At 55.6% G+C, this 26138-nt stretch carries 18 protein-coding genes; 8 read left to right on the top strand and 10 right to left on the bottom strand.

All coding sequences use genetic code 11. The features are described from left to right. Positions 1–14: 14 nt before the first annotated feature. From JYB85_RS02275 to JYB85_RS02240, 8 genes are all read right to left on the bottom strand, one after another. Positions 15–521, bottom strand: coding sequence for a nitrous oxide reductase accessory protein NosL (locus JYB85_RS02275; protein ID WP_207380872.1), 507 nt, complete (start codon positions 519–521; stop codon positions 15–17). Between the two features lie 25 nt (positions 522–546). Further along, positions 547–1371 carry an ABC transporter permease gene (locus JYB85_RS02270; RefSeq protein WP_207380871.1) on the bottom strand — a complete coding sequence of 275 codons (825 nt, stop codon included), beginning with the start codon at positions 1369–1371 and terminating at the stop codon, positions 547–549. Next, positions 1368–2273: an ABC transporter ATP-binding protein gene (locus JYB85_RS02265; RefSeq protein WP_207380870.1), complete on the bottom strand. Its 906-nt coding sequence runs from the start codon at positions 2271–2273 to the stop codon at positions 1368–1370. Before JYB85_RS02265 ends, JYB85_RS02270 begins: the two co-directional genes overlap by 4 nt. Before the next feature lie 4 nt (positions 2274–2277). After that, a complete protein-coding gene (locus tag JYB85_RS02260) occupies positions 2278–3591 on the bottom strand; it encodes a nitrous oxide reductase family maturation protein NosD (protein ID WP_207380869.1) in 1314 nt (437 codons plus the stop codon). 72 nt (positions 3592–3663) lie between these two features. Further along, complete coding sequence (gene nosZ, locus JYB85_RS02255) at positions 3664–5553, bottom strand: TAT-dependent nitrous-oxide reductase (protein WP_207380868.1); 1890 nt, start codon at positions 5551–5553, stop codon at positions 3664–3666. Positions 5554–5607: 54 nt separating this feature from the next. Next, the gene (nosR, locus tag JYB85_RS02250; protein WP_207380867.1) at positions 5608–7740 is read right to left on the bottom strand and encodes a transcriptional regulator NosR; all 2133 of its coding nucleotides are present in this window, start codon (positions 7738–7740) and stop codon (positions 5608–5610) included. Between the two features lie 166 nt (positions 7741–7906). Then, positions 7907–8203 (bottom strand): c-type cytochrome, encoded by a 297-nt coding sequence (locus JYB85_RS02245; RefSeq protein ID WP_207380866.1) that lies wholly within the window; start codon positions 8201–8203, stop codon positions 7907–7909. 146 nt (positions 8204–8349) lie between these two features. Beyond that, entirely contained in the window at positions 8350–11805 is a 3456-nt protein-coding gene (locus JYB85_RS02240) for an ATP-binding protein (RefSeq protein ID WP_207380865.1), read from the bottom strand. Between JYB85_RS02240 and JYB85_RS02235 the strand changes: the two genes are divergently transcribed. The 3 genes from JYB85_RS02235 to JYB85_RS02225 are packed head-to-tail and all read left to right on the top strand — an operon-like array spanning position 11806 to position 17475. Then, entirely contained in the window at positions 11806–12063 is a 258-nt protein-coding gene (locus JYB85_RS02235; protein WP_207380864.1) for a hypothetical protein, read from the top strand. After that, complete coding sequence (locus JYB85_RS02230) at positions 12035–16510, top strand: CHASE domain-containing protein (protein WP_207380863.1); 4476 nt, start codon at positions 12035–12037, stop codon at positions 16508–16510. Before JYB85_RS02235 ends, JYB85_RS02230 begins: the two co-directional genes overlap by 29 nt. Further along, on the top strand, positions 16507–17475 hold the full coding sequence (locus JYB85_RS02225) for a diguanylate cyclase domain-containing protein (protein WP_207380862.1): 969 nt from the start codon (positions 16507–16509) through the stop codon (positions 17473–17475). The genes JYB85_RS02230 and JYB85_RS02225 overlap by 4 nt, the downstream gene beginning before the upstream one ends. Before the next feature lie 23 nt (positions 17476–17498). Here the strand turns inward: JYB85_RS02225 and JYB85_RS02220 are convergent, their stop codons facing one another. Beyond that, a complete protein-coding gene (locus JYB85_RS02220) occupies positions 17499–19949 on the bottom strand; it encodes a two-component system response regulator (protein ID WP_207380861.1) in 2451 nt (816 codons plus the stop codon). Positions 19950–20264: 315 nt separating this feature from the next. On the opposite strand from JYB85_RS02220, the gene JYB85_RS02215 reads away from it, so the two are divergent. Then, positions 20265–20393, top strand: coding sequence for a DUF3149 domain-containing protein (locus JYB85_RS02215; protein ID WP_207321795.1), 129 nt, complete (start codon positions 20265–20267; stop codon positions 20391–20393). A gap of 106 nt (positions 20394–20499) precedes the next feature. Here JYB85_RS02215 and JYB85_RS02210 read toward each other — a convergent pair whose 3' ends face one another. After that, on the bottom strand, positions 20500–21123 hold the full coding sequence (locus JYB85_RS02210; RefSeq protein ID WP_207380860.1) for a superinfection exclusion B family protein: 624 nt from the start codon (positions 21121–21123) through the stop codon (positions 20500–20502). Between the two features lie 173 nt (positions 21124–21296). Here JYB85_RS02210 and JYB85_RS02205 point away from each other — a divergent pair, with 173 nt between their 5' ends. The 4 genes from JYB85_RS02205 (at position 21297) to hslV (ending at position 26128) form a co-directional block, all read left to right on the top strand. Next, positions 21297–22934, top strand: coding sequence for a sensor histidine kinase (locus JYB85_RS02205; RefSeq protein ID WP_207380859.1), 1638 nt, complete (start codon positions 21297–21299; stop codon positions 22932–22934). Positions 22935–23134: 200 nt separating this feature from the next. Continuing rightward, positions 23135–24880 (top strand): arginine--tRNA ligase, encoded by a 1746-nt coding sequence (gene argS, locus JYB85_RS02200; protein WP_207380858.1) that lies wholly within the window; start codon positions 23135–23137, stop codon positions 24878–24880. 3 nt (positions 24881–24883) lie between these two features. After that, positions 24884–25450, top strand: coding sequence for an SPOR domain-containing protein (locus tag JYB85_RS02195; protein ID WP_207380857.1), 567 nt, complete (start codon positions 24884–24886; stop codon positions 25448–25450). 153 nt (positions 25451–25603) lie between these two features. Beyond that, positions 25604–26128, top strand: a complete 525-nt coding sequence (gene hslV / locus JYB85_RS02190) for an ATP-dependent protease subunit HslV (protein ID WP_207380856.1) — start codon at positions 25604–25606, stop codon at positions 26126–26128. Positions 26129–26138: the final 10 nt, after the last annotated feature.

Genomic DNA, 26138 nt, shown 5'->3' with positions numbered 1-26138 from the left:
TAGCGGGGGAAGCGCTACAGCATGTCGTGCCTGATGTCCTCGAAGCGATACACCTGACCACCAAAACGCTCGACAAAACTGTGGGCGGCTGCTTCGGTGCCAAAGCTGGCCAGTGTGTGGCCCATGGCGCCGTTTCGGGTAGAGCCCAGCACAAACCAGGCGCTGCGGGCATCGATGAAACTGTCATCGGCCGGACTCTCCCAGGGAGACTTGCCCATGTCGTGCACATACACCTCTTTAACCTGATGCAGGTATTCGGGATCGAGCAGGAAGCTGAACAGATCCCGGGTGGAGCAGAATTTCTTCACCCGATCCGAATCCTTGGTATAAAGCTCCCCTTTGGGGCCTGGAAGGGTGTCGATCAACATGCCGCACAGATGGCATTCATCACCTCGTTCCAACGCCACCGGCAAACGCTGGGATTGAGACTGGGGCTCACCACCACAGCCGGCCAGCAGGGCGCCGCTCAACAGCGCGGCCAGCCAGGGGCGCAGACGAAAGAGGTTAGCGGTTGTTTTCATGTTTCTTTCCCTTGAAGTGTCACAACTATAAGCTTTTGCGGTTGAAAATCAGCGCGGCCAGTCCCAGGGGCACCAAGACCCAGGCCAGCATCAGCGCCAGCAGGGACGGCACCGACCAACTGCTGTTGATAGCGACGGCTAGCACCCCATTCACATCACTGGTGTCCAGGGCCGCCATATTGATCAGCCGGAACAGGTCCGCCGGATTGAGCAGCATGATCTGGATCAGCCACTGTTGATCAAGGCCATCCTTCACCCCCACCAGCAGGGCCAGCAGCGCCAGATCGAATACCAATACAAAGGCAAACCAGAGGCTCAGGGCCAATCCGGCGGCCTTGGATTTTTCGCTCACAGACAGGCTGATCACATAGGCCAGGGCAATAAAACACAGCCCCAGCAGGGCCGCGGTCAGAATAAAGAGGCCAAAGGCCGGCAGCAGTCCCTCAACCTGGGTTTGCAGCGCCAGCAGCAGTGCCGAACTGCCAAAACCCAGGGCCGTCGCCAGGCTGATAATGGCCCCCTGACCGATGAATTTGCCCAGCAGCAACTGGTTGTGGCTCAGGGGATAGGTCAGCAGCAACAGCAAGGTGCCGGACTCCTGCTCACCCACAAAACTGTCGTAAGCGAGCAGCAGGGCTATCAGCGGTATGAGGAACACCGCCAGACTCGCCAAGCTGGCGATGGTGGACGACAGCGACAGGGTACCAACAGTGCCCGATGCCGCGGCGCCATAGTAGCTGAGGCCGAGGGACAGCACGGCGAAAATAAGGGTAATGGACAACAGCCAGCGGTTACGCAGCCCATCTTGAAATTCCTTGATGGCGACCGCCAATACCGGACTCTGAGTCATAGTGCCTCCCGGGCAGCCGCGCCCAAATAATGCTGATATAACTGCCCAAGATCCGCAGGCTCCAGTTGCAGATCTTCCAGGGCCTCAAATTCCAGCAGCGCCCGTACCGTTGCCAGCTTCTGCTCTTCGGTCACCAACAACCTGTTGCTGTCGACCATGAAAGGCTGGAAACGACTGTCTTTTCCAAGTGTACCGTTGAGCCCCTTGGTGCGAATTGCCACCGGCAAGCTGGCCTGACGGCGCAGCTCCTCCAGGGTGCCCAGGGCCAGGGCCCGGCCACCGGAGAGGATCATGGCCCTGTCGATATGTTGCTCCACGCCCGGCAGCACATGGGAGCAGAGTATGATACTGGCGCCATCCTGCTTGAGCTTGTCCACCGCCTGATAGAACTCGGCGGTGGCCAAGGGGTCCAGGCCCACGGTAGGTTCATCGAGCAGCAACAGCTTGGGATCGCCGAGAAAGGCCTGAGCCAGCCCCAGCCGTTGCCGCATCCCCTTGGAATAGGTTTTGACCTGGCGGTCCATGGCCTTGTCCAGACCCACCTGCTGCAATAGCCGCAGCACCTCGGGCTTGGCCACCCCCTTGAGGCGGGCAAAATAACTCAGCACCTGTCGGCCGCTGAGCTGATCGTAAAAACTGACGTTTTCCGGCAGATAACCTATCTGCCGCCGCCCCTGCCACGCCTGTTTGGACTGGGGATCGACATCGAATACCCTGACCTCGCCCTCACTGGGTGCCAGTACCCCGAGGATAATCTTCATCATGGTGGTCTTGCCGGCACCATTATGGCCGAACAGACCCAATACCTCACCGGGGGCCAGCTGCAGCCCTATGCCGCTGAGCGCCTGCAGGGGGCCGTAGCGCTTGCCAATGCCTGTGAGTGACACTATCGCTTTGCTCATGGTTTCATTCCTGATGGCCGGCCAAGGTCAGGCCTGCCTCTGTATTGGATGCATTGATTGGGCCCATGGCCGGAAAACTGTCCTTCACTCCGGCGGGCTTAAGCACGGGAAACTGCTTCTGGATCCAGCGCAGCAACAGCAGCGCCGGGCTGTCCAGCAGCACCTTGGCCTGGGGATATTGCCAGACAATCTTGTCGATTCCGTCATTGGGTTCGAAGGGCGTATCACCGTGGCCGTCGTTGTTGAGATCCCAGCCCAGGTAATTGCTCCAGAAGTTACCCTGACCATCCAGGCTCCATTCCTGGGGGGTGTTGGACACGTACTTTACCTGCAACTGGTTATTGATGAAGTCGTTGCCGTACACCTGGGTATTTTCCGACCCTGCGGTCAGGTGAATGCCTATCTCGGCGGTGTCGACCCGGTTGAAACTGATATTGTTGTAACCCGAGTTATAGACAAACAGACCCTTGCCCTCACGGCCAAGGGCCTTGTGCTCCGGTTTGGTCCACACCTGTTTAATGCGGTTGTGACTGATGGTGGATGAGGTGATGAAGTTCATCAGGAAGCCATAGTCCTCACTTTCCTCGGTGAGGTTTCCGCTGACGGTCAACAGCCGGGAACTCATCAGGGCATAACCGGCCCGGGTGTGGTGGGCATAGTTATTCAGCACCTGATTGCTGTGGGAATACATGTAGTGGATACCATAACGTAGGTCGTGCATGGTGTTATTGCGTATCACGTTGTTCTGGCTGGAAATAATGTAGATACCATCGCGGGTCTCGGCCACATCGTTGTCGGCCACCTCCACCTGTTGCACTATCGACAGTTGGATGCCGTTGCCGCGATCGGATGATCTGAGTTCGGTATTGCCACGCACATGGTTGCCCAGCACCTTGATCTGCTGACCCTTTTGCAGCCAGATCCCGAAACCGTCGCCCTTGAGGCGGTTGTTGCGGATGACCAGGTTACTCGCCCCCTGATCCGAATAAATGCCGGCATTCTGGGCGGTCAGATCCCGGCCCCAGTGCTCTATGGCAAGGTCGGCAATTTCAACGTCCGAGTGGGTTAACAGCAGACCATGCCCCTGGCCACCGGCATCGATAATGGCCTGGTGAGGGTGTTCGGCCCTGAGGCTGATGGCGTGTTTTATCACAAAGTTGCCGCGGTATATGCCGTCGGCAAGTATTAAGGTGTCGCCGTCGGCGGCGGAATCCAGGCGAGCCTGAAGCTCGTCGTCCGGGGTAAGGTGCCAGGTCTCGGCCGATGCACCCAAGGTGCAACCGAGCAGGCACAGGAAAATCAGGATCCGGTTCAGCATTGGCGAATGGCGTTGCCTCAGTCTGGAGAAAAAGAAATCGGCGGCGTGGACCAGACACGCCGCCGCTATCGCTTACGCTTCTACCAACATACGACCGCGCATTTCCATGTGCAGTGCGTGGCAGAACCAGTTGCAGTAGTACCACTGCACGCCGGGCTTGTCAGCGATGAAGGTGATGGATGAGGTGGCCTGGGGACCAATTTCCATCTGCACCCCGTGGTTGGTCATACAGAAGCCGTGGGTCACGTCTTCCACCTGATCCAGGTTGGTCACCACCACAGTCACTTCATCACCCAGTTTAACCTTGAACTCGGTCAGACCGAATGTCGGAGCGATGGAGGTCATGTACACCCGCACCTTGTTTCCGTCACGGATCACCTTGTTATCGGCCATCAGGTTAACACCATCCTTCTCGGCCATGGCAACAGTGTCGGCGAAGATGGAATCATCGCGGGTCCACAGCTTCTTCGGCTTCAGTTTGCTGCGGTGCACTATGATGCAGTCGTGTGGCTCGGCATAGGTTGGGCCGTCGTGTACCAGCTTCATCTCATCACCAGAGATATCGATCAGCTGATCGTTCTCTGGGCGCAGCGGTCCCACCGGCAGGAATCTGTCCTTGGAGAACTTACACAGGGACACCAGCCACTTGCCATCGGCATCCCGGGTTTCACCCTGGGAGGTGTGGTTGTGACCGGGTTGATAGTGCACGTCCAGTTTCTGCTTGATGTAGTTAACCTTTTCGCCCTGATAGGCGCGGATAGCCTCTTCCACATTCCACTTTACAATCTGGCTGTCGAGGAACAGCGTGGTGTAAGCATGGCCACGGTTATCAAAGGCGGTGTGCAAGGGACCCAGGCCCAGCTCGGGTTCGGCCACTATGGCATCACGGGGTTGGATCTTGTCGTTGAACAGGTCATCAAGCTTCTTGATGGAGATCACTGACACTGTGGGAGACAGCTTACCGTTGGCCACAAAGTACTCACCATTTGGCGACGTGTTCATCCCGTGTGGAGACTTGGGTACAGGGATATAGCGGGTCAGCTTGGAACCCTTGCGGCCATCGAGCACGGGTACCTTGTTGCCATTGTAGGTCTTGAAATCACCGGCCTTGAGTGCCGCCAGACAGCGTTCCAGGCTGAACACTACCACATGGTCACGCTCGGAGGCGATCATGTCCGACAGTGTCATGCCCATTTCGGAGTTGTAGCAGGTGGACGCAAAGTACTTGCCGTCGTAGTCGGCATCCGTGTTGTCCAGGTTACCATCAACCATCACCTGGAAGGCCACTTCCATGCTCTCGGCATCGATCACGTTGAACAGCGAGCGGTAGGTGCTGACATCTTCCATGGACGACTTGCCGTCGTTATTCATGGGGATCTCAAACTCACCGTTACAGATCACGTACTTGGTGTGTGGCACTTTCTGCACCCGCAGACCGTGAATGGCCTGGACGTTGGGAATAGTGATCATCTTGTCGACTTTCATCACGTCGCAGCGAATACGGGCCACGCGGGAGTTGGCCTTGTCGTTGATAAACACGTATTTGCCGTCATAGCGACCGTCGGTCATGCTCATGTGCGGATGGTGAGAGTCACCGGCCATCAGGTGGGCGCTGTCGCCCTTGATGCGCTTACTCTCATTGGTCAGGCCCCAACCGGTGGCGCTATCCATGTTGAACACAGGAATGCGCATCAGCTCGCGCATTGAGGGCAAGCCCAGGATACGCACTTCGCCCGAGTGACCACCACTCCAGAAACCGTAGTATTCGTCCAGCTCGCCGGGGTGACGAAACGGACTATTGGCGGCTTCGGCAGCATTGGCCTTGGCCATGGAGGCAAACATGGCCGCCGTCATCGGCGCCGTTACCGCACCGGCCCCAAGCAGGGCGGTTTTGCTCATAAAGCTGCGGCGGCCGGCGTTTTCAAGGCCCTGCGTCTGCTGTTCATCATCGCTTCTATGCATCTTGGTGTCTCCGTCTGGTTCGATAATCTGCTATCGATGGCTTTGTTGTCGCTGTCAGGCCTCGGTCACCCGGGTGGGGATCGGATTCTCTTCAAAGCGACGGTTTTTATAAGCTTGCTTTTTCAATGGCGGGCATTTCTCGTCATTGAAGTAGGTGATCTGGCAATCCAGGCAGTAATGGCATTCGCGCATATTGATCACCCCATCGGGGGCAATAGCCTGAATTTCGCATTCCTTGGCACAGGTCTTACAGGGTGAGCCGCACTCGGGACGACGCTTGAGCCAGCTGAACAGACGCACATTGCTGCCCACCGACAGGGCGGCCCCCAGGGGACACAGGTAGCGGCAGAAGGTCTTGCGATTGAACAGGTTCAGCAGAATCAGGAAGCTGGCCCAGAGCACGAAGGGCCATTCGCGATCAAATTTGAGCAGGAAGGTGGTCTTGAAGGGCTCCACCTCGGCAAATTGCTCCGCCATGGCCAGTGAGTCCAATGACAGACCAAACAGACCGAGTAAGATCAAATACTTGATTGCCCATAACCGCTCATGCACAGCGTAGGGCAGCTCGAATTGGGGCAACTTGATGTAGCGGGCGAAGGTATTGACCAGCTCCTGCAGGGCGCCGAAGGGACAAAGCCAGCCGCAATACACGGCGCGCCCCCAGAGCAACATGGTGACTGCGGCGCCACACCAGAGCACAAAGATCACCGGATCCATCAGGAACAGATCCCAGGAGAAATCGCGCATCAGGGCATGGAGGAAGGTGAATACGTTGACCACGGACAGCTGACCACCCCAGGCCCAGCCGATAAACACCACAGTGACCACCAGGAAACCGTGGCGCAGGTTATGGATAAAGGTGGGATGGCGCACCAGCACATCCTGGAAAAAGAGGATCAGCAGCAGCACCAGCATCAGGGCCACCAGGATCCACACCTCGTAGCGTTTGTCGTGCCAAATCTGCTGGGTCAGGGTAAGTTCCGGCTCGGGTTCCGCCAGCTGGGGAATGTCGACATAGCGCTCGGGAATGTCATACCCGGCCTTGAAGCTGCTGAAGATGCTGTCAACCGCGCCCAGCTGCCGCCTGACCAGCAGTTCCAGTTCCCAGCTGCTGCCGGGGTCGAACTCCTGCTGGGCACCGATTTTGAATACCGACATCTCATTGAAGCTTGGCGCCCCGGCAATATAGATATCACTGATGCGGTTATGATCGAGATCCCGGAAGGAAATGGCATTGTCATTCTGATGCAGCTGGATGCGATCAAAGATGCCACCGCGGACATAGCCCGAACCCTTGAAGGAATAGCCGTTACCCAGCAGCACCAGATAGTGTTCACCTGGCGCAAGCATGGACATCAACCATTGATAATCGGCATCACCAAACAGGTTACGACCTATGGAGGGCACATCGGCCAGGGCATAATAAATCTCGGCAAAGCTGTCGGCCTTGTGGGCCCCATCGGCCTCATCCACATGCTCGGCTTCGGTGCCGACAAAGGCCTGGTCGACTGCGCCACGGTCGAGATATAACTTGCGAATGGAACCGTCACCGGTCAGCTGCTGCCAATTGGCGACCTCATACAGATCCTGTTTGATGCTGGCCTTGGGCCGGGACGCAGCCACATCTTTGGTCAGGATCCCGAGGGACTGGGCCACCTTGGTGGCGGCCTTGGTAATGGCCTGGTTCATCACCATCACGGTCACAGTGGCGCCGGAAAGACCATCTATGCTCAGATGTTCATCCCGGGTGGCAGCGCCGATTTTTATCTGATCCTTTACACTCAGCCCCTTGTATTGGCTGATAAAGTCCCACAGTTTGCTTTCGGGAATACCGGCGAGAATGATGGGCTCATGATGCTCCAGCACCCTGGCGTCGAGGAATTTTCCCTGGGGGTCCATGGCCACCAGCATGTTGACCGGCTCGCCGGAATAGGCTGGAATCTTGGCAATATCATTGGTTTCAAAGGCATAGCCCAATACCTGCTGATCCCTGAGTATGGTCCATACCGGCACCTCGCCCTGCTTTTCGGATACCGATGTGGCGGACGGAAAAATCTCGGCGATGAGGGGCTTGGGGTCCTTGGCCTGGCTGACAAACAAGGCATGGCTGGGCACAGCCAAAAGACTGAGCAGGAAAAAAATCAAGCATTGCAGCGTCAGACCAACACGCCTGTAACCTTGGTTCACATTGAAATCCTTTCAAGCTGACCCGGACTCCAATCTGAACTTGAAAAGAGTCATCTTAAATACACTAAAACTTGAAGCCTTATCTGGCAGTGACACAGATCAACTTACTGACAATTCAGAAACAATAAATTAACCGGCGGGTATCACTGATGCCCGCCGGTTGGACTTATTTCAGGCCGGCGTAAAATGCCGCCAAATTGCTGATGTCCTCATCGGACAAAGGACCGGCCATGGGGCCCATCACAGGATCGGTACGACTGCCATCCTTGAAAGCATGCAATTGCTTTTCCAGGTAAGCCGCTTTCTGACCCTTGAGGTTGGGGTATAAAGGCGTGAAAGAAATGCCGTCGGCGCCATGGCAGCCGGCACAAACAGCGGCCTTAGCCTTGCCTGCTTCGGCATCGGCCGCCACTGCGGGCAGGGATAAGAGGGCTGCCAGGATAATCATCGCGGTATTTTTCATGTGTGATCCTCATCGTTTCATGGCCACAGCTCGAATAGCCCTGACCAAATTAACCAACATTTTCAATGCATCTTATGTGATAATTTAAAAGATGTATCTGACATGGATCATAAAAACAAAAAAAGACAATGGAACCATTCGGCCTGTTATTGCAATGACTTAATCGACCGCCCTGTTGTCTGGCTCTGGCTTTTCTCTCCGGCCAGATGCTGCTCCAACATGGGGAACAGCTCTTCAAAACCCTGGCAAATTCGGCTAAACAACCCATTGATATCTTCGCGGCTACCCTGCTTGCTGGCCTGTTCCAACTCGGCCAGCAACCGGTGCAACTGACTGGCGCCTATATCGCCGGACAGGCCCTTGAGCTTGTGGGCTAACTCCCTGATGGCATTGAGTTCCATGGTTTCTACCACCAACCTGAGGTGGTCGATTTTCTCAGGCACAGTGTCGACATACATACGGGTGATCTTGTCCACCAGCGTGTGGTTGTCCAACATGCGCGCCAGGGCAGCCTTTCTGTCCCACACTGGCAAGGTATTTGACGGCAATTGGGGAGCGGCGATGGCTGGGGTTCCGGCGCCGGACGTGACCCATTGCAGTACATGGCTCAGCAACTGATCGTAGGATATGGGCTTGGTAATGTAGTCGGACATCCCCGCCGCCAGGCATTTTTCACGTTCTCCCGACATGGCGTTGGCCGTCATGGCTATGATTGGCACCTGCCGGAATGCCTCTCCGCCCTCCCCCAATCGGATCAGTTTGGTGCACACATAACCGTCCATCTCCGGCATCTGACAATCCATCAGCACGCAGTTAAGCCGGGTCCCCTGCTGGCTGAGGCGCACCATAATGTCCAGCGCCTGCTTGCCGGTGGAGGCAAACCACAGCTCCGCCTGTTGCGGCGCCAAAAAGCCTTTCACCACTTCCTGATTGATATGGTTATCGTCGACCACCAGGATGCCGGCCCCCTCCAGGGCGGCCACAGGGAAATGGTTGCCAAGCTGGGGCTGACTGACATTGACCTCCTGCACCTGTCCGGTAATGGCCGCCAGCAACTCGGCCCGGTTTACCGGCTTGCCAAGTTCATGGTCCACCTTACAGGGCCACTCCTTGATTGCGGATCCAAAACGGAGAATTTTCAGCTCCGCCTCTCGGCTCAGCCACTGGGCGGTGCCACTGCCCACAGGGTAGAGATTGTCCACCAGCAGCACCAACTCCCCCGCTGGCAGCGTCCTTTGCTCGTTGAGTTGCATCACCGTGGCGCCATAGCGGGCCAACATGCGCTCCAAGACCTCCTTGGATCTGGGGTTGGGGCTCAGTACCGCCGCATTGACCCCGGCGAGGGGCTGTTGATGTTGCTCCTTCTTGGCGCCTTCCTGGCCGAAGTAAACATGGAAGTAAAAATGACTGCCCCTGTCTTTTTCCGATTCAAAACCTATATTGCCCTTCATCAACTGGCACAATTGGCGACTGATGGACAACCCCAACCCAGTACCGCCATATTCACTGGATATGCTGCCATGCTCCTGACTGAAGGCCTGGAACAGCTTCTGTTGGTTTTCTTCGGCTATGCCAATGCCGGTATCAAAGACATCCACATCCAGGCGTATCTGGTTATCCGCACTGACCTGGGTTCGGGCACGGATCAGTATTTCGCCTTTATGGGTAAACTTGATGGCATTGCTGAGCAGATTATTGAGTACTTGTTTAAGACGGCTGGCATCCCCCATCAGGCACACATAATCCAACTCGCTGATGTCGAGAATGATTTCCAGATCCTTTTCCATGGCCCGGATAGCAGCGGAGCACACCAGGGTTTCCATCACCCGCACCGGGTTAAAGGGTTGGCTGTCAAACTCCAGTTTGCCGGCTTCAATCTTGGACAGGTCGAGAATGTCGTTAATCAGGCTCGACAGGGCCGCCGCGCTGGACTCCGCCATATCGACATACTTCATCTGTGACGGACTCAGGGGCTCACGCTTAATCAGGTTCAAGGTGCCCATGATGCCATTGAGCGGTGTACGCATCTCATGACTGACGTTGGAAACAAAGGCACTTTTGATCTCGCTGGCCTGCAATGCCTTCTTGTGCGCGTCGGCCAACTCCTCGGTGCGGCTTGCGACCTGACTCTCGAGATCCTGGTTTATCATCCGGATCTTCGATTGGGCCTCATATTGCGCCGTCACATCACGTGCTATCAGCGCAGTCCCGCAGACCTTTTGTCCCTGCAATTGAATGGGAGACAGGGTCAACTCCAGTTGTAGCTCCCTGTCGCCTTCATTGGAGCTGATGGTGGCGGTCAGACTGCCCCCAGCGTGGGCCCGCGCCATCAGCTCGGAAAAACCAAAATCCCGAAACAGCCCCAAAGAGTCAATATCGCTGCCCATTGCGGTTTGGGCACTGTAGCCAAACAATTGCTCGGCTGCGCGGTTCCAACTGGTGACCCGGTTAAACAAGTCCAGACCGATAATGGCATCCGCCGAACCACTGATGATGGCTTCCTGCTCGGCCCGGGTTTCCGCCAATTTGTGGCTGTTGCGGTAATTTCGGTTCAGCAACACCAACAACAGCGAAGCCACCAGCAATATGGTCAGCACGAAACCATAGCTGTCTATCCGCTTGTCCAGCAACATGGAGTCCAACTGGTTCTTTGAGCGGGTCAGCAGCAACTGGAACTGCTCGTCGGGCTGACCGCCATAACGCACAGTGCGCCTGAGGAAAAAGGCTTCAGCGCTGTCGCTTTGCTCCTGCATCAGACCGAAATAGCCGTTAACCTGTTTCACCCTGTAGTCCGCTTGCCAGCTGTGGCCCGAGTCCAGGTCACGGCTGAATTGGAATTCGGGTTTGGGATGGACAATAAAGTTTCCCTGGTTGTCGGCCAATATCAGTTCTTCCCCCGGCCCTGTAGCCTGACGCATCTGTGCCAGCAGGCTGCCGGTATTGAGATTCAAGATAATGAAACCGTATTTTTGCCCCTCTGCGGTAAAGATGGGCAGGGCAAAACGGGTGGTCGGCCGATAGGGAAACTCAATCTGACCATATTCCCGATTAAGATCCAGTGAAGAGATGTACATTTGGCCAGGAGCCAAGGCCATTGCTGCCGTGAAGTAATAGGCCTGGGCCTTGGATTGCAGCTGCTGTGCTGTAATCACCCTGATATCGCCGGATAACCTGTCGACCCGGACTATCTCCTTGCCCCCGGAATCCCCCCGGATAACCCGTAACTGATCTATTTCCGGATTGTTGAGCAGCATGGCACTGAAAATCGTCTCCAGCCGCCGTTGCCATTGGGAAAAATGAGTGCCATCCAAAGGGTCCACACCGCCATGGAGTTCGGCCCGGGCCAGGCCGGCGATGGGTGGAGTCGCATGCAAAAAACGCAGGTTCTTCTGCTGCTGGTCATAAAGCGTCGATAATTTGGTCGTCAGAAAGGCGACACTGCGGGACATGGATTGCTGCAATTCCAGTTCAGCCTGGGACTCAAGCCGTTGCTCCTGGTAACTGACACCGGCAATACACACGGCCACCAGCAACAGGGCCCCCATGGGCAAGATCCCAAAACGCCTGAACGCCTTAACCGCTGCTCCCGGAGCCCATGCCATATGCTGCCTTCCCTGTTATTTTTCAGTGCACCCGCCTATGCCTTTAGAAAAATAGCAGATATTCCACGAATTACTGCCTTTCACAAAGCTTTGTATATTCTTGGCTACCTGAGCAGCATTTGTTCTAGACTAATTAAGTCGGCAAAAAATGTGTTTGATTTGTCAGGAATAGACTCGGCTCACTCCCTGGGCCCGGAACACTTTTCAACTTGGCAAGGAGCTGAGATTGATGAAACTGGAGTTGACGTCACTGCTTAAGGATAAGTGGGTTCTGCTGACCTTGGTGCTGGGTATTGGTTTGAGCCTGTTGGTGACGGAACACATCTCCCGTCGCAACGAAGACAGGATCAGGGATGCGGTACGCGAATCCGCCGACCAAGCCATCCATTCAGCACTAACCCGCATCGAGCTGTATCAATATGGCCTGCGGGGTGCAAGAGGCGCGGTACTCACGGCAGGAGAGGATGGCATCAGCCGGGAGTTATTCCGGCGCTACAGCTACACCCGCAACGTGGATACCGAGTTCCCGGGCGCCCGTGGTTTTGGTTTCATTCGTCGGGTACCGGAAGCCAAAGAGGCGGAATTTATCCACCAGGCCAGGGCCGATGATTGGCCCGATTTCAACACCCGCCAGTTGGCAAGACACCCGGACGAACGTTACATCATCCAATATATTGAACCTGTGGATCGCAACATTCAGGCCGTGGGCCTGGACATAGCCTCGGAGCTCAACAGGCGCACCGCCGCCGATGATGCCATTGACAGCGGCGAAGTCAGGCTCACAGGGCCCATCACCCTGGTGCAGGCCACGGGATTGCCACAACAATCCTTTCTGATCCTCATGCCCATTTATCGCGGCGGCAAGGTGCCGCCAACGCGGGAACAGCGACGCGAGGCCGCCTTCGGCTGGAGTTATGCACCGCTGATCATGTCCGAAGTGCTGGCGGACCAACGTCTGGATCCCAAACGCATGCGCTTGCAGCTATTCGATGTCACCGCCGAACAGGAGGAGGTGTTCTTCGACAGTGGCCAGACCGACACGGACGATCTCTATCCCTATGAGGAAATACATCCGGTATTTGGCCGCACCTGGAAGGCCCGTTACTCGGTAACGCCACTGTTTGTGTCCCAATTACACCTGCCCACCAGCAGCGCCCTCGCCATACTGGGGATCAGCGCCAGTCTGCTGTTGTCGGCCCTGGTGGGGGTCATCAATATCAATCACAGGAATAAAGCCCGGCTGCAACAGGAGCAGGCCAAACTGGCCGCCATAGTGGAGAGTTCTGCCGATGGCATCATAGGCAAGACACTGGCGGGGGTCATCACCAGTTGGAACGGAGGCGCCCGCAAGATATTCGGTTACCACGCGGACGAGGCCCTGGGCCAGACGGTCGAAAAACTGCTGCTGCCGGATGACCTGAAGCATGAAGAGGCACAGATACTGGCACGTCTCGCCCAGGGTGAGTCTATCCCCCACTTCGAGTCCCAAAGGCGCAGAAAGGACGGCAGCATGGTCTACGTCTCGGTAACCGCGTCGCCCATTTACGATGACCACAACAAGGTCATAGGGGCTTCCACTACGGTGAGGGACATCACGGAGCAGAAACGCTCCGAGCTCAAAATTCAACAGCTCAACAGCAATCTGGAACGCCAGGTACAGGAGCGCACCTCCGAACTGGCCAAGGTGAATGTGCTGCTCAGCAACGTGCTGCGGGCGGCCTCCGAAGTGGCCATCATAGCCACAGACATCCATGGCCAGATACGCTTGTTCAACCATGGCGCCGAATGTTTGCTGGGATACAAGAGTAATGAGGTTCAGGGCCACTGCACTCCGGTGCGCTTCCATCTGGAGAGCGAGCTGGATTCCAGGGCCCAGTTGTTAAGTCGCGAGTATGGTTATCAGGTAACAGGTTTTAAAACCCTCACCATACGTTCTGAGTTATTGGGAGCCGAGACCCGCGAATGGACCTATGTTCGCAAGGACGGCAACACCCTACCCGTGTCCCTGAGCGTCACCCCAATGCGGGACGCCGACAACAAGATCATAGGATACCTGCAGATTGCCACGGATATCAGTCAACAGCGTAACCACCAGCAGGAACTGGAAGCGGCTCGGGATGAACTGATTTCGGTCAGGGACCAGTTGCTGATGGCTGCCAAGGTGGCGCAGCTGGGGATCTGGAGCTGGAACCTGAGCAGCAACAGCCTGGAGTGGAACGACAAGATGTATGAGCTGTACGAACAGCCCACGGAGCTGCGGCAAACGGGGCTTAAGCTGAGTCACTGGCAGGAGCGACTGCACCCACAGGACAAGGACAGGATACAAGCCCAGTTACAGGCGACAGTCGAAGGCATCAGCCGTTTTGACCCCATCTTCAGGCTACAACTGCCCAGTGGCCAGGTGCGCTACATTCAGGCGGGTGCCTATGTGGAATATGACGGTCAGGGCAATGCGCTCAAGGTCATGGGCATCAACCGGGATATCACCTCGGAACGGGAGCTGGAATCCTGGTTGCGCCAGGCCAAGGAGCAATCGGACGCCGCCAGCGCTGCCAAGTCCATCTTCCTGGCCAATATGAGCCATGAAATCCGCACCCCCATGAATGCCGCCCTGGGTATGCTGCAACTGCTGCACAAGACAGAGCTGTCAGCCAAGCAACAGGAATATGTGTCCAAGGCCCAGATTGCCGCCACGTCGCTGCTGAATCTGCTTAACGACATTCTGGATTACTCCAAAATCGATGCCGGTAAACTGGAGCTGGAACTGCATCCATTCAGCCTGAATGAGCTGATGCAGGATCTGGCGGTGATCCTGCTTGGTAACCTCAAGGACAAGAATCTGGAGCTGATGTACGACATAGATCTGGCTCTGCCCGATCTGGTTCGCGGTGACAGGCTGAGACTGCAGCAAGTGCTGATCAATCTGGCCAGCAATGCCATCAAGTTTACCGAACATGGGGAGGTCGTTATCGGCGTTCACCTGTTGGAAAGGGATGAAGATCAAACCCTTATTCGCATCAGCGTCAAAGATACGGGAATAGGTATCAACAAGGATCAACAGCAAAAGATTTTTGAAGGCTTTACCCAAGCCGAGGCTTCTATATCCAGACGTTTTGGCGGCACCGGGCTGGGATTGGGAATATCCCGCTGCCTGATAGATCTGATGGGCAGCGAGTTACATCTGGACAGCGAACCCGGTGTCGGCAGCCATTTTTGGTTCGACCTGCGTCTGCCTGCCGAAGACTCACCCATTGCCCTGCCACAGCAGTGCCGGGGACGGGTGCTGGTGGTGGACGACAATGCACTGTCCCTGACCGTCATGTGCCGTACCCTTGCCGAGCTTGGCTTTGAATACCAGGCGGCATCTGGCGGCAGTGAGGCCTTGAGCCTGCTGGCGCAGTCAGATGAGTTCGATACTGTGCTGCTGGACTGTTATATGCCTGATATGACGGGTTTCGAGGTCGCCCGGGAAATTAAAGGCCGGCAGGGGAAAGCACTATGCCCCACCATAGTCATGGTCACGGCTTATTCGCCAATCGAATTGGACCGGGCATTGGATAGTGGCTCATCCCTGTTTGAAGCTTACATCTGCAAACCCTTCACCCCCAGCCAGTTGCTTAATACCCTGGAAAGTGCCAAGACAGGCTCAGTGTCTTTGCCTCCCGTACGGCCGGAACCCAGCCAACGCCTGGAAGGCTTGCGGATATTATTGGTGGAAGACAATGAATTCAATCGCTTGGTGGCACTGGAACTGCTGGAGGGAGAAGGAGCCGAGGTACAAATTGCCGAAGACGGGGAGCAGGGCGTCAAATTGGCCACGGATCCGCGAAACCACTTTGATCTGGTGCTGATGGATATGCAAATGCCGGGCATTGATGGCCTGGAGGCCACCCGTCGTATCCGCAGCCATGGAGAACTCAAACAACTCCCCATCATAGCTATGACCGCCAATGTCAGTGCCGAGGACCAGAGAGCCTGCCTGCTGGCGGGCATGAACGCCCATTTGGGAAAGCCATTGGATTTCAGCGAAGTGGTGCAACTCATACTGTCTTACGTCAGCCCCAAAACCGCCATGGCAGAGGCCTCAATACCAAGGAAAACCGCTCACGAAGAGAGCGTCGAAGCCATACTCAAGCGCTTTGGCAACGACATCAGCCTGTACCGCAAACTGCTGGACAACTATCGGAGTGACCTGCGCCAACTCACAGATAAACTGCAACAACAGCTTGATGCCGGAGATATTTCAGCTATCGGGCAAACCCTGCACACCCTGAAGGGCACCAGCGCCACCATAGGTGTCAGTGCCGTCAGGGACAAGGCCGCCAATCTGGAAATCGCATTGCGCACGGCCAAGGATCCTGAAGCACTGACACTGAAGTTTGCCAGGGAGCTGGTTCCCGCCCTGAATGAGCTGGCGGCCAAAAACCTGGATTTGATCCACGGTGCCTTACCAGAGCTGGTTCGGCAACAAGCTCCCGACGAAGTTTCCATCAGCAATGAGGAACTGATGAAAATGGCCGATGAGCTGGCCGCCCACTTACACACTGGCAACCTCAAGGCATTGGATTTGGTGGGAGAACTGCACCAAGCCCTCATGGGCCTGTCATCCCTGAATTCCGACTCCCATAGGTTGGTGAAACTGACCGAATCGCTGAAATTCAAGGATGCCCTAAACCTGCTCAGTAAATTAAGGGAGCAATTATGATCCTGGAGCGAGTCCGCCATACTCTGTCACTGTCAAACGAGCGGGCCAAGATACTGGTGGTCGATGACCAGACCATCAACATCATGGCACTCAACGAAGTGTTCAAAAGCGACTTCGATGTGTTGATGGCCCTTGATGGTGTCAGTGCCCTGGAGCAGGCTCGCAACCAATCTCCCGACATCATATTGCTGGATGTAGTGATGCCGGGCATGGACGGACACGAGGTGTGCCGACGCCTCAAGAGCGATCCCCTTACCGAGGATATTCCGGTGATCTTTGTGACGTCCAGGACAGATGGCGAAGATGAGGCATCGGGATTTGCTCTCGGGGCAGTGGACTACATCAATAAACCCATTAACCCCGTCACGGTTCAGGCCAGGGTACGCACCCAATTGGCTGTCAAACTGCAATATCAGATTATTAAAAACATGGCCCTTACCGACGGCGTCACCGGCATTGGCAACCGCCGACGCTTTGATGAAGCGCTACAAACCTTGTGGCGCCAGTGCATGCGGGATGAACAACCTCTAACCCTGATGCTGCTGGATGTGGATCACTTTAAGGCATTCAACGATCACTATGGCCATCTGGCGGGGGATGAATGTCTGGCGCAGGTAGCCCAATGCATCAGGCAAGTGCTGAAGCGGCCATCTGATTTATTGTGCCGCTATGGCGGTGACGAGTTGGCGGCCCTGCTTCCCAATACCGATCTGGCAGGAGCCGAGCATTTGGCACGCCTGATACAGGAGCAATTGATACAGCAGGCCATTCCCCACGAACACTCAACCGCGGCCGCAAGTGTCAGTCTCAGCATAGGCCTGGCATCACAAGTCCCCGCCGCCGAATTGGATGCCGACAAACTTCTGGTCCTTGCCGATCAGGCACTGTACCGGGCCAAACATGAAGGCCGCAACTGCTTTCGAAGTTGGGATCTGCAGCCGGCGCAATGCGAAGCAAGCCTGTAGCCGTTTATCAAGCAGCAACAAGCCTAATCAACCAACAAGCGCTCAAATTCATCTGCAGGCAGTGGCCTGGCAAACAGGAAGCCCTGACCGAGATCGCAGCCCAATTCCAGCAAGGTCTGTTTCTGGGGTTCCTGTTCTACCCCCTCCCCCACCAAGGTCAGATTCAGCGACTTGGCCAAATGCACTATGGTCCTGACAATATCCAGACTTTGGCCGTCATCCAGCATATCCCTGACAAAAGACTGGTCAATCTTCAGTACATCCACGGGGAACAACTTGAGATAAGACAGGCTGGAATAGCCGGTGCCGAAATCATCTATCGCGATAGACAAACCCAGGGCAGACAATTTAACCAGGGTACTTTGCGCCTGGTCAAAATCCAGCATCAGGGCACTTTCGGTGACTTCCAGCTCCAGCAAATGACTGCGCAGCTCCGACTCTTCCAGTGCCGCCGCCACCTCATCGATAAAGGCAGGATTGGAAAACTGTTTGGCGGCAATATTGACCGCGACCCTCAGTTCCTTGCCATAACGCTGCCAGCCCTTGGCAGCCAGGCAACTTTTTCTTAATACCTGCCGGCCCAACTGATTGATAAGGCCGGTTTCTTCCGCCAAAGGAATAAAATCTGCCGGCGAAATGAAATTGCCATCCTTGTCCCGCAAGCGCACCAGGGCCTCGGCGCCAATCAAGGACATGTTGCACAATGCAAACTGGGGCTGGAAAAACACCTCGAAACCATCCTGATCTATCGCCTGACGCAGTAACATTTCAATGTCATGGCGGCGCATTAATTCGGCTTCCAGATCCTCGGAGAAGAAGCAGTAGCGGTTCCGCCCCTGCTGCTTGGCACGGTACATGGCCACATCGGCATAGCGCATCATGCTCTCTTCAGACTCAGAATCGGTCGGGTTGACGCTGATGCCGACGCTGACACTCAGCTGGTACTCCTTGCCTTCGAGCCTGAAGGGCTCTTCCATGCAACGGATAATGGCCTGGGCCATGGAATCTATCACCCCGGGGCTGTCTATTTCGGGGATTACCAACACAAACTCATCACCGCCTATCCTGGCCAGGGTGGAGTCTGTGTCAATCAACGACTCCAGCCGCTTGGCCACCTGTTTTATCAGCACATCACCATGATGGTGCCCCAGGGAATCATTGAGGTATTTGAAATGATCTATATCGATTAGGAACAGTGCCACCAGCCGTCCCTTGTTTTTGGCTGTCTTGCAGGCCTGGCTGAGTCTGTCATGGAGCAGAATACGATTGGGCAAGTCCGTCAGTTGATCGTGATTGGCCAGGTAACTCATCTTTACCGCCATGGCAATCGATTCGCTGATGTCATGGAATACCATGATGGCGCCTATAACCTGGCCCAGTTCATCCTTGATGGGGGCGGCCGAATCTTCGACCCGGTACACTGTACCATCGCGGCTGGTCAGCTGACTGTTCAGCGCCATGGCGACGATTCGTTTCTCGTTCAGCGCCAGGATAGCCGGATTCAGGCCACGCATCTGGGTGTCGGCATCCCTCAGATTCATCACGGTTTCTATATGCTCTCCCTCGGCCTCCCGCAGCAACCAGCCGGTCATGCGCTCGGCAATGGGATTCATAAAACTGATGCATCCCTCCAGGTCTGTGGCTATGACGGCATCACCTATGGAACTCAAGGTGACCTTGAGGCGTTCCTTTTCTGCCGATAGTTCGCGTTTGGCCCGCTTGATATCAGTCACGTCCACCAGGGTCAGCAGGTAGCCACAGACATCTTCTTTTTCAAAACGGGGCGAAATATAGGCCTGAAGATCCTCGGCGCCCTGAATGGGTGAGTCCAGATGCACGGAAACCAGGCTGGTGGTTTCGGAATGGACCCCATGCAAGGGCAACTGGCGCCACAACTCAGGCGGCAGGACCTCTATGGCCTCTTTACCCTTCATGCTTTGGGCGCCTTGCTCAAACCACTGGCCGGCAAAGTCATTGCTGTACAGGTTGCGCCAGTCGGGCGACCAATAGGAAATAAATACCGGCAGATGGGTCACCAAATCGTGTAACTCTTCCTTGGCGGTACGCAGCGCATTGGCCTGTTGCACCAGAGTCAGCTGACTCCTGACCCGCAATTGGCACAGTCTGAAATCTATCGGTTTACTGAGAAAGTCGACACCGCCGTAGCTCAATGACTGATATTCAAACTCGGAGGCGGAATGGGAGGTGACAAAAATAACGGCGCTGTTACAGGTATTGGGGCTGCGCTTCAGCCGCTTGCAGACTTCAAAGCCGCCCATGCCCGGCATTTCGATATCCAGCAATATTACTTCGGGCCTGTGTTGCTCAGCCAACAGCAGCGCTTCTTCACCATCCTGGGTGGTGATAATGCTGCCAAGCTCCTTCAGAGCCTCCTCCAGCAACAACAGGTTGGCCAATTCATCATCAACAATGAGTATGGTTGCCGGTGGCGTAGACTGGGATGAAAATAGCATTCGAGGCTTCCTTTCCATTCGCTTCTTCACTGTTACTTATAGTTGCAAGGTCCAAAAATTGCGAACGCACTTTTCATTGAATCTTTTTGTAAATACAGAGAATTTTGTCAACTTTTGCCCTACAAAGGGGCAAAACCAACAAACCGGAAAATCGGCTGCGATCAAAAAATCACAATAAACTTGATGAAACTCAAACTTTTAACACTGGAAATGTGTCAGGAGACCGGGATGGGGGATTTATTGATCAGGATCAGTAATTCGGGAGCGTCATCGAGATAGGTTAATCACGACCGCACAAGAAAGAGGATTTCAATCATGGCGTTTTGGCTCGATTTAATGTTTGGTAACCCTATCGGTTTACTCTCTATGATAGTTATCTTCAGCACGATTGGGATTATTTCCTATTTATCGTGGATGTTCTTTGTGAAGTCTGCCAAACCTTAGGGTTTTTGCTTTCTGTTGTTCTGATCTGTGCAAGTTGCAAGTATTGAGTGATTTATTTTGGGGGCCATTGGCCCCCGTTTTTATTGTTGGCATCTGTAAATCAGGCTCAGGCTGCGCGTTGTGAGCCTGGCTTGCGGGCCTGTACCAAACCGGTGACAAAGCTTGGACGGGTGCGGATGAGCTGCTGCAACTCCTCCTGACTGGGCTCGCCCGCCGGCAGTCGCAGCACATCACGGTTCAGGTAAATCCTGGCTTTCATGGAAATTTTATACTCTGCCGTGGAACCCTGAATTGCATAATGACGCTCATTGCCCAGACATTCGAGGATATTGGTGGCCACCAGACTCTTCACCGCCAGTTCATCCTTCGGCAAGGTTAAAATAGTGGCCCCCTGCAGAAAGAACTCCCTCAGCAGGGCGCGCTCGGCCGGATCCATCAAGCGCACCTTTTTCTCAATAGTTTCCACCGCTCGTCTGTCACCCAAATAACAGATGGCTTCGTCCAACAGAAAGTTCAGCAGTCGACTGACAAAGTAAGCGGCACCGATAATCAGTCCCAATCCCAACAGCTGGGGCTGACTCTCTACCACAGAGTTCAAGTTCAGGGCTTCCAGCAGCGCCTGGGGCCCAAACAGCAAGCCGCCACAGGCGACCACCAACCACAACATGGCCTTGGTCAACCAATGTTTACCATTAAGACCACCCAATGATGTCAGATCCAGTTTGTTCATAGCTCATCCCATGCGTCAGAAAATTGAACAGCAACCAACTAAAGCAAAATGAATGCCAGCATTGGCTTATTGGGTATAGCCTGTTCAATCTGATAGATTTTCTGTGTGATTTGGACAAGGGGGCTATGCTTATACATAATCAAACCCCGGGCCCTTAGGATACCTGTCCCCCTATGCTGACTTTCTCCCGTCAATTGGTGCAAAGCCCCATCGGCAGAAAATTGATGATCTCCATAGTACTGTTCAGCTCGCTGATCACCCTGGTGACCACGGGCTACCAGCTGGTGATGGATTACCGCAGCGACCTGGGCCGTATTGACCGGGCATTTACCACCATAGAGACGGTCAACCTCGACGTGCTGGCCGCCAGCATCTGGGTCATAGACGAGCGACTGATCAACACCCAGCTCAATGGCCTGATCCAACTGCCCGACATCACCTACATATTGATCAATGATGACAGCGGTCAGCACTGGGCCATAGGTGAGCGCCTGGACGATAACGTGCTGGAGCGGGAATTTCCGCTGCAATATAACTCCGGCAGCGAATCCATCGCCGTTGGCAAGCTGCTGGTGCAGGCGGATCTGAATGCCATTTACCAACGCCTCTACGACAGGGCAATCCTGATCTTGCTGTCAAACGCCATCAAGACCTTTCTGGTGGCGGGCATGATCCTGTTTCTGGTGTGGATCAACATCACCCGCCACCTTCACAGCCTCAGCGAATACTGTCAACGCATTGATCTTGAAGGTGAGTTCTCGCCACTGGCCTTTCACCAGAAAGGCAAACAAAACGAGTTTGACCTGGTGGCATTGGCGATTAATGAAATGCAGGAGCAACTGCGGCGCTCCTTCAGTGCCATCAAAAAATCCCGTACCGAGCTGCAGATAGCCCTGGAAGACAGGGAAAGGTTGCTGGAACTGGAACGCTCCTACAAGGATGAACTGGCCAAACAGGTCAAGGAACGGACCCAGGAGTTGGAACACTCACTGCAAATCCTTAAGCGGGCGCAACAGGTGCTGGTGGAACAGGAAAAAATGGCGGCTCTGGGGGGCCTGGTGTCCGGCGTCGCCCACGAGATCAACACCCCCATAGGCATCTGCCTGACCGCGGCCAGCGCCCAACTGGCCCATATCGACGAGCTGGTCAAACTGATCCACAGCCCCGATGCCACCCTGGAGGAAATCAACGCCATACTGGATGAGTATCAGCAAAGCTGTGAACTTATCGTCAGCAACATCACCCGCGCCAGCAACCTGATCCAGAAATTCAAAACCGTGGCCGCTGAGCAAAGCCACGAGGAACACCGTAATATCAACCTTAAGCAGGTGCTGGGTGAAATCTGCGAGTCCACCTCGTTAATCTTCGCCCCCATGAAGGTGGACCTCGACATAGAAGCAGACGAAAACCTCTATATCACCACCAATCAAAGTCTGTTGAGTCAGATAGTCAGCAATATCCTGTCCAATGCCTATACCCATGCCTTCAGCCGGGACAGGGAAAACAAGCTGCAAATCAGTGCCGAAGTGAAGAATCACCATCTGGAAATACTGATTGAGGACAATGGCAAGGGCATTGCGGCCGAGGTGGCCGAGCACATGTTTGAGCCCTTCTTTACCACCAGCCGCAGTCGCGGTGGCACAGGTCTTGGACTGTCCGCGGCATTCAATGCCGCCACCCTGCTCAAGGGCAATGTCCGCTATGTGCCGAAATCCAGCCTGGGCGGTGCCGCCTTCGCCATCCGCTTCCCGGTCAATGCCCACTTCGAAGCGCCCATGTCCCTGACTCAACCCAATAATCTCCATGGCTGAGTGCAGTGCCTCACCCGCCCGTCGGCAGCGGATTTGCCATAACCGTCTTTCCCAAGCCAACAAGATGACGACTTACCCGGGAAAACGTCCTCAAATCAGGGCAAAAAAATCCCCCCAGAGATAGCATTCACTCACCTTGAAGCGCTAGAATGTGCGGTTATTCCGTATTAACCAACTGCAGTCAGTGTTGATAAACGCCAATGAAATCACATATTCAATCTTTGCTGGAACAAACCGTCGAATCCTTCAAGCAACAGGGCATATTGCCGGCCGATTTTGAGGCCCGCATTCAGGTCGACCGCACCAAGGACAAGAGCCATGGTGATCTGGCGACCAACCTGGCCATGATGCTGACCAAGGTAGCCGGCAAGAATCCCCGTGAACTGGCGCAATTGATCATCGACAACCTGCCTGCCTCCAGTCATGTAGCCAAGGTGGAGATCGCCGGCCCCGGCTTTATCAACTTTTTTATTGACGACAATGCCCTGGCGAACCAGCTGCAGGCGGCCCTGGCCGATGAGCATCTGGGTATAGCGCTGCCCAAGCCACAAATCATAGTGGCGGACTACTCGTCCCCCAACCTGGCCAAAGAGATGCACGTGGGCCACCTGCGCTCCACCATCATTGGTGACAGCGTGGTGCGGGCACTGGAATTCCTCGGTCACAAGGTGATCCGTCAGAACCACGTCGGCGACTGGGGCACCCAGTTCGGCATGCTGCTGGCCTACATGGAAGAGCTGCGCGCCAATAACGGCGAGCAGGCCAACCTGGAACTGTCAGATCTGGAAAGCTTTTACCGCGCCGCCAAACTGCGTTTTGACGAGTCGGCCGAGTTTGCCACCCGCGCCCGCCAACTGGTGGTCGAACTGCAATCCGGCGATGCCTACTGCAACAAGCTGTGGCGTGAATTCAACGACATTTCCCTGAGCCACTGTCACGATGTCTATGCCCGTCTCGGTGTCAGCCTGACCCGTGCCGATGTCCACGGCGAGAGCGCCTATAACGACGATCTGGCCCAGGTGGTCAAAGATCTCGACGCCCAGGGACTGCTGTCCGAGAGCGAAGGCGCCAAGGTGGTATTCCAGGAAGAATTCCGCAACAAGGAAGGCGAGCCACTGCCGGTGATCATCCAGAAGGCCGACGGCGGTTTCCTCTATGCCACCACGGATCTGGCGGCCATGCGCTTCCGCTCCAACGTGCTCAAGGCTGACCGCGCTTTATATTTCGTTGACCTGCGCCAGGCGCTGCACTTCCAGCAGGTGTTCAGCCTGGGACGCCTGGCCGGTTTTGTCCGTCCGGAAATGACCCTGGAGCACATGGGCTTTGGTACCATGAACGGCGAAGACGGCCGTCCGTTCAAGACCCGCTCCGGTGGCGTGGTGAAACTGGTGGATCTGTTGGATGAAGCGGTGGAGCGCGCCGAGCAACTGGTGCGCAGCAAGAATCCGGACATGAGCGACGCCGAAGTCAAGGAAATCGCCCGCGTGGTGGGCATTGCCTCGGTGAAGTATGCCGATCTGTCGAAGAACCGCGCCAGCGATTACATCTTCAGCTTCGAGCAGATGCTGAGCTTCGAAGGCAATACCGCCCCTTACCTGCTGTATGCCTACACCCGGGTGGCCGGCATCTTCAAGCGCGCCGAGAACATTGACCTGAGCCAGGCCAAAATCCAGCTTGAGCACGACAAGGAAAAAGAGCTGGGCAACAAGCTGGCCCAGTTTGGCGAGATCCTTAATCGCATGGTCGACAAGGGCCAGCCACATATACTCTGCGGCTACCTCTACGAGTTGGCCGGAGCCTTCTCCAGCTTCTACGAGGCCTGCCCCGTGCTGAACGCCGACAACGACAGCGCCCGCGACAGCCGCCTGTTGCTGGCCCGTCTGACCGCCGGCACCCTTAAACAGGGTCTGTCACTGCTGGGCATTGAGACACTGGAGCGCATGTAAGTCATGAGTCGCGACTACGCCAACCGCAAGCCCCGCGGCCCGGCGTCACGTGGAAGCCGCAAAAAGGCGGCCCCACCGGCGCGCAAGCCCTGGTTGCTGATCGCCATAGTGATGGCCGCCGTGGCGGCCTTCGGTTACTTTCTCTGGTCCATCAAGGGCAGCGCCGAGGCACCTCAGGCCAAGCAAACCGCGCCCAAGACCCAGGCCGCCAGCCCGGCGAAGAAGGATCCCAACGCCCTGCCGCCCAAGCCCAAGGAAGAGTGGACCTATCTGGAAGAGCTGGAGAACAAGCAGGTTGAGGTGGACGTGCCCGACGATGCCATGAAGTCCGCCGGCCCCTACCAGATGCAGTGTGGTTCCTTCCGCAAGCAGGAACAGGCCGAGGAAATGAAGGCCGTGATCGCCTTCCAGGGATTGGAAGCCCAGGTGCGCCGGGTCGAAGGTTCCAGCGGCGTTTGGTTTAAGGTGGTGCTCGGTCCCTTCGAACGCCGACGTGACGGCGAAAAGGCCAAGCACAAACTGCAAAACGCCGGTATGAACGGTTGCCGCATCTGGCTCTGGCAAAACTGAGCCATGGTTCGACGGGGGCTGCCTTAGGGCGGCCCCCGCTGTTTTTGTGACCTTGCTCAAGCCATCAAGCTTGATATCCGCGACAGCGTCCCCATATCAGGAGTCATAGTCCCCCGCAGGCCAATGCCTTCGGCATCACAAAGAGGATCCACTGTGACTACTATCGTATCCGTACGCCGCAACAACCAGGTGGTTATCGCCGGTGATGGCCAGGTTTCCCTTGGCAACACCGTTATGAAGGGCAACGCCAAGAAGGTGCGTCGCCTGTACCACGGCAAGGTGCTGGCCGGTTTCGCCGGCGGTACTGCCGACGCCTTCACCTTGTTCGAACGCTTTGAGGCCAAGCTGGAAATGCATCAGGGCCATCTGATGCGGGCCGCCGTTGAGCTGGCCAAAGACTGGCGTACCGACCGCATGCTGCGCAAGCTGGAAGCCCTGCTGGCTGTAGCCGATGCCGAAAGCTCGCTTATCATTACAGGTAACGGTGATGTGGTGCAGCCGGAAAACGATCTTATCGCCATAGGTTCTGGTGGCAACTTCGCCCAGGCCGCGGCCATAGCCCTGCTGGAAAATACCGAGTTGGATGCACGCACCATAGCCGAGAAGGCCCTCACCATAGCCGGTGACATCTGTGTGTTTACCAACCAGTTTAAGACCATTGAAGAGCTCAACTACTGAGAGCGCGCAA

Origin of the sequence: Shewanella sedimentimangrovi (assembly GCF_017354965.1) — a bacterium.
GTDB classification, from domain to species: Bacteria; Pseudomonadota; Gammaproteobacteria; order Enterobacterales; family Shewanellaceae; genus Shewanella; species Shewanella cyperi.
Note: the sequence above shows the minus strand (reverse complement) of the source record. Positions and strands in the feature narration are given on the sequence as shown.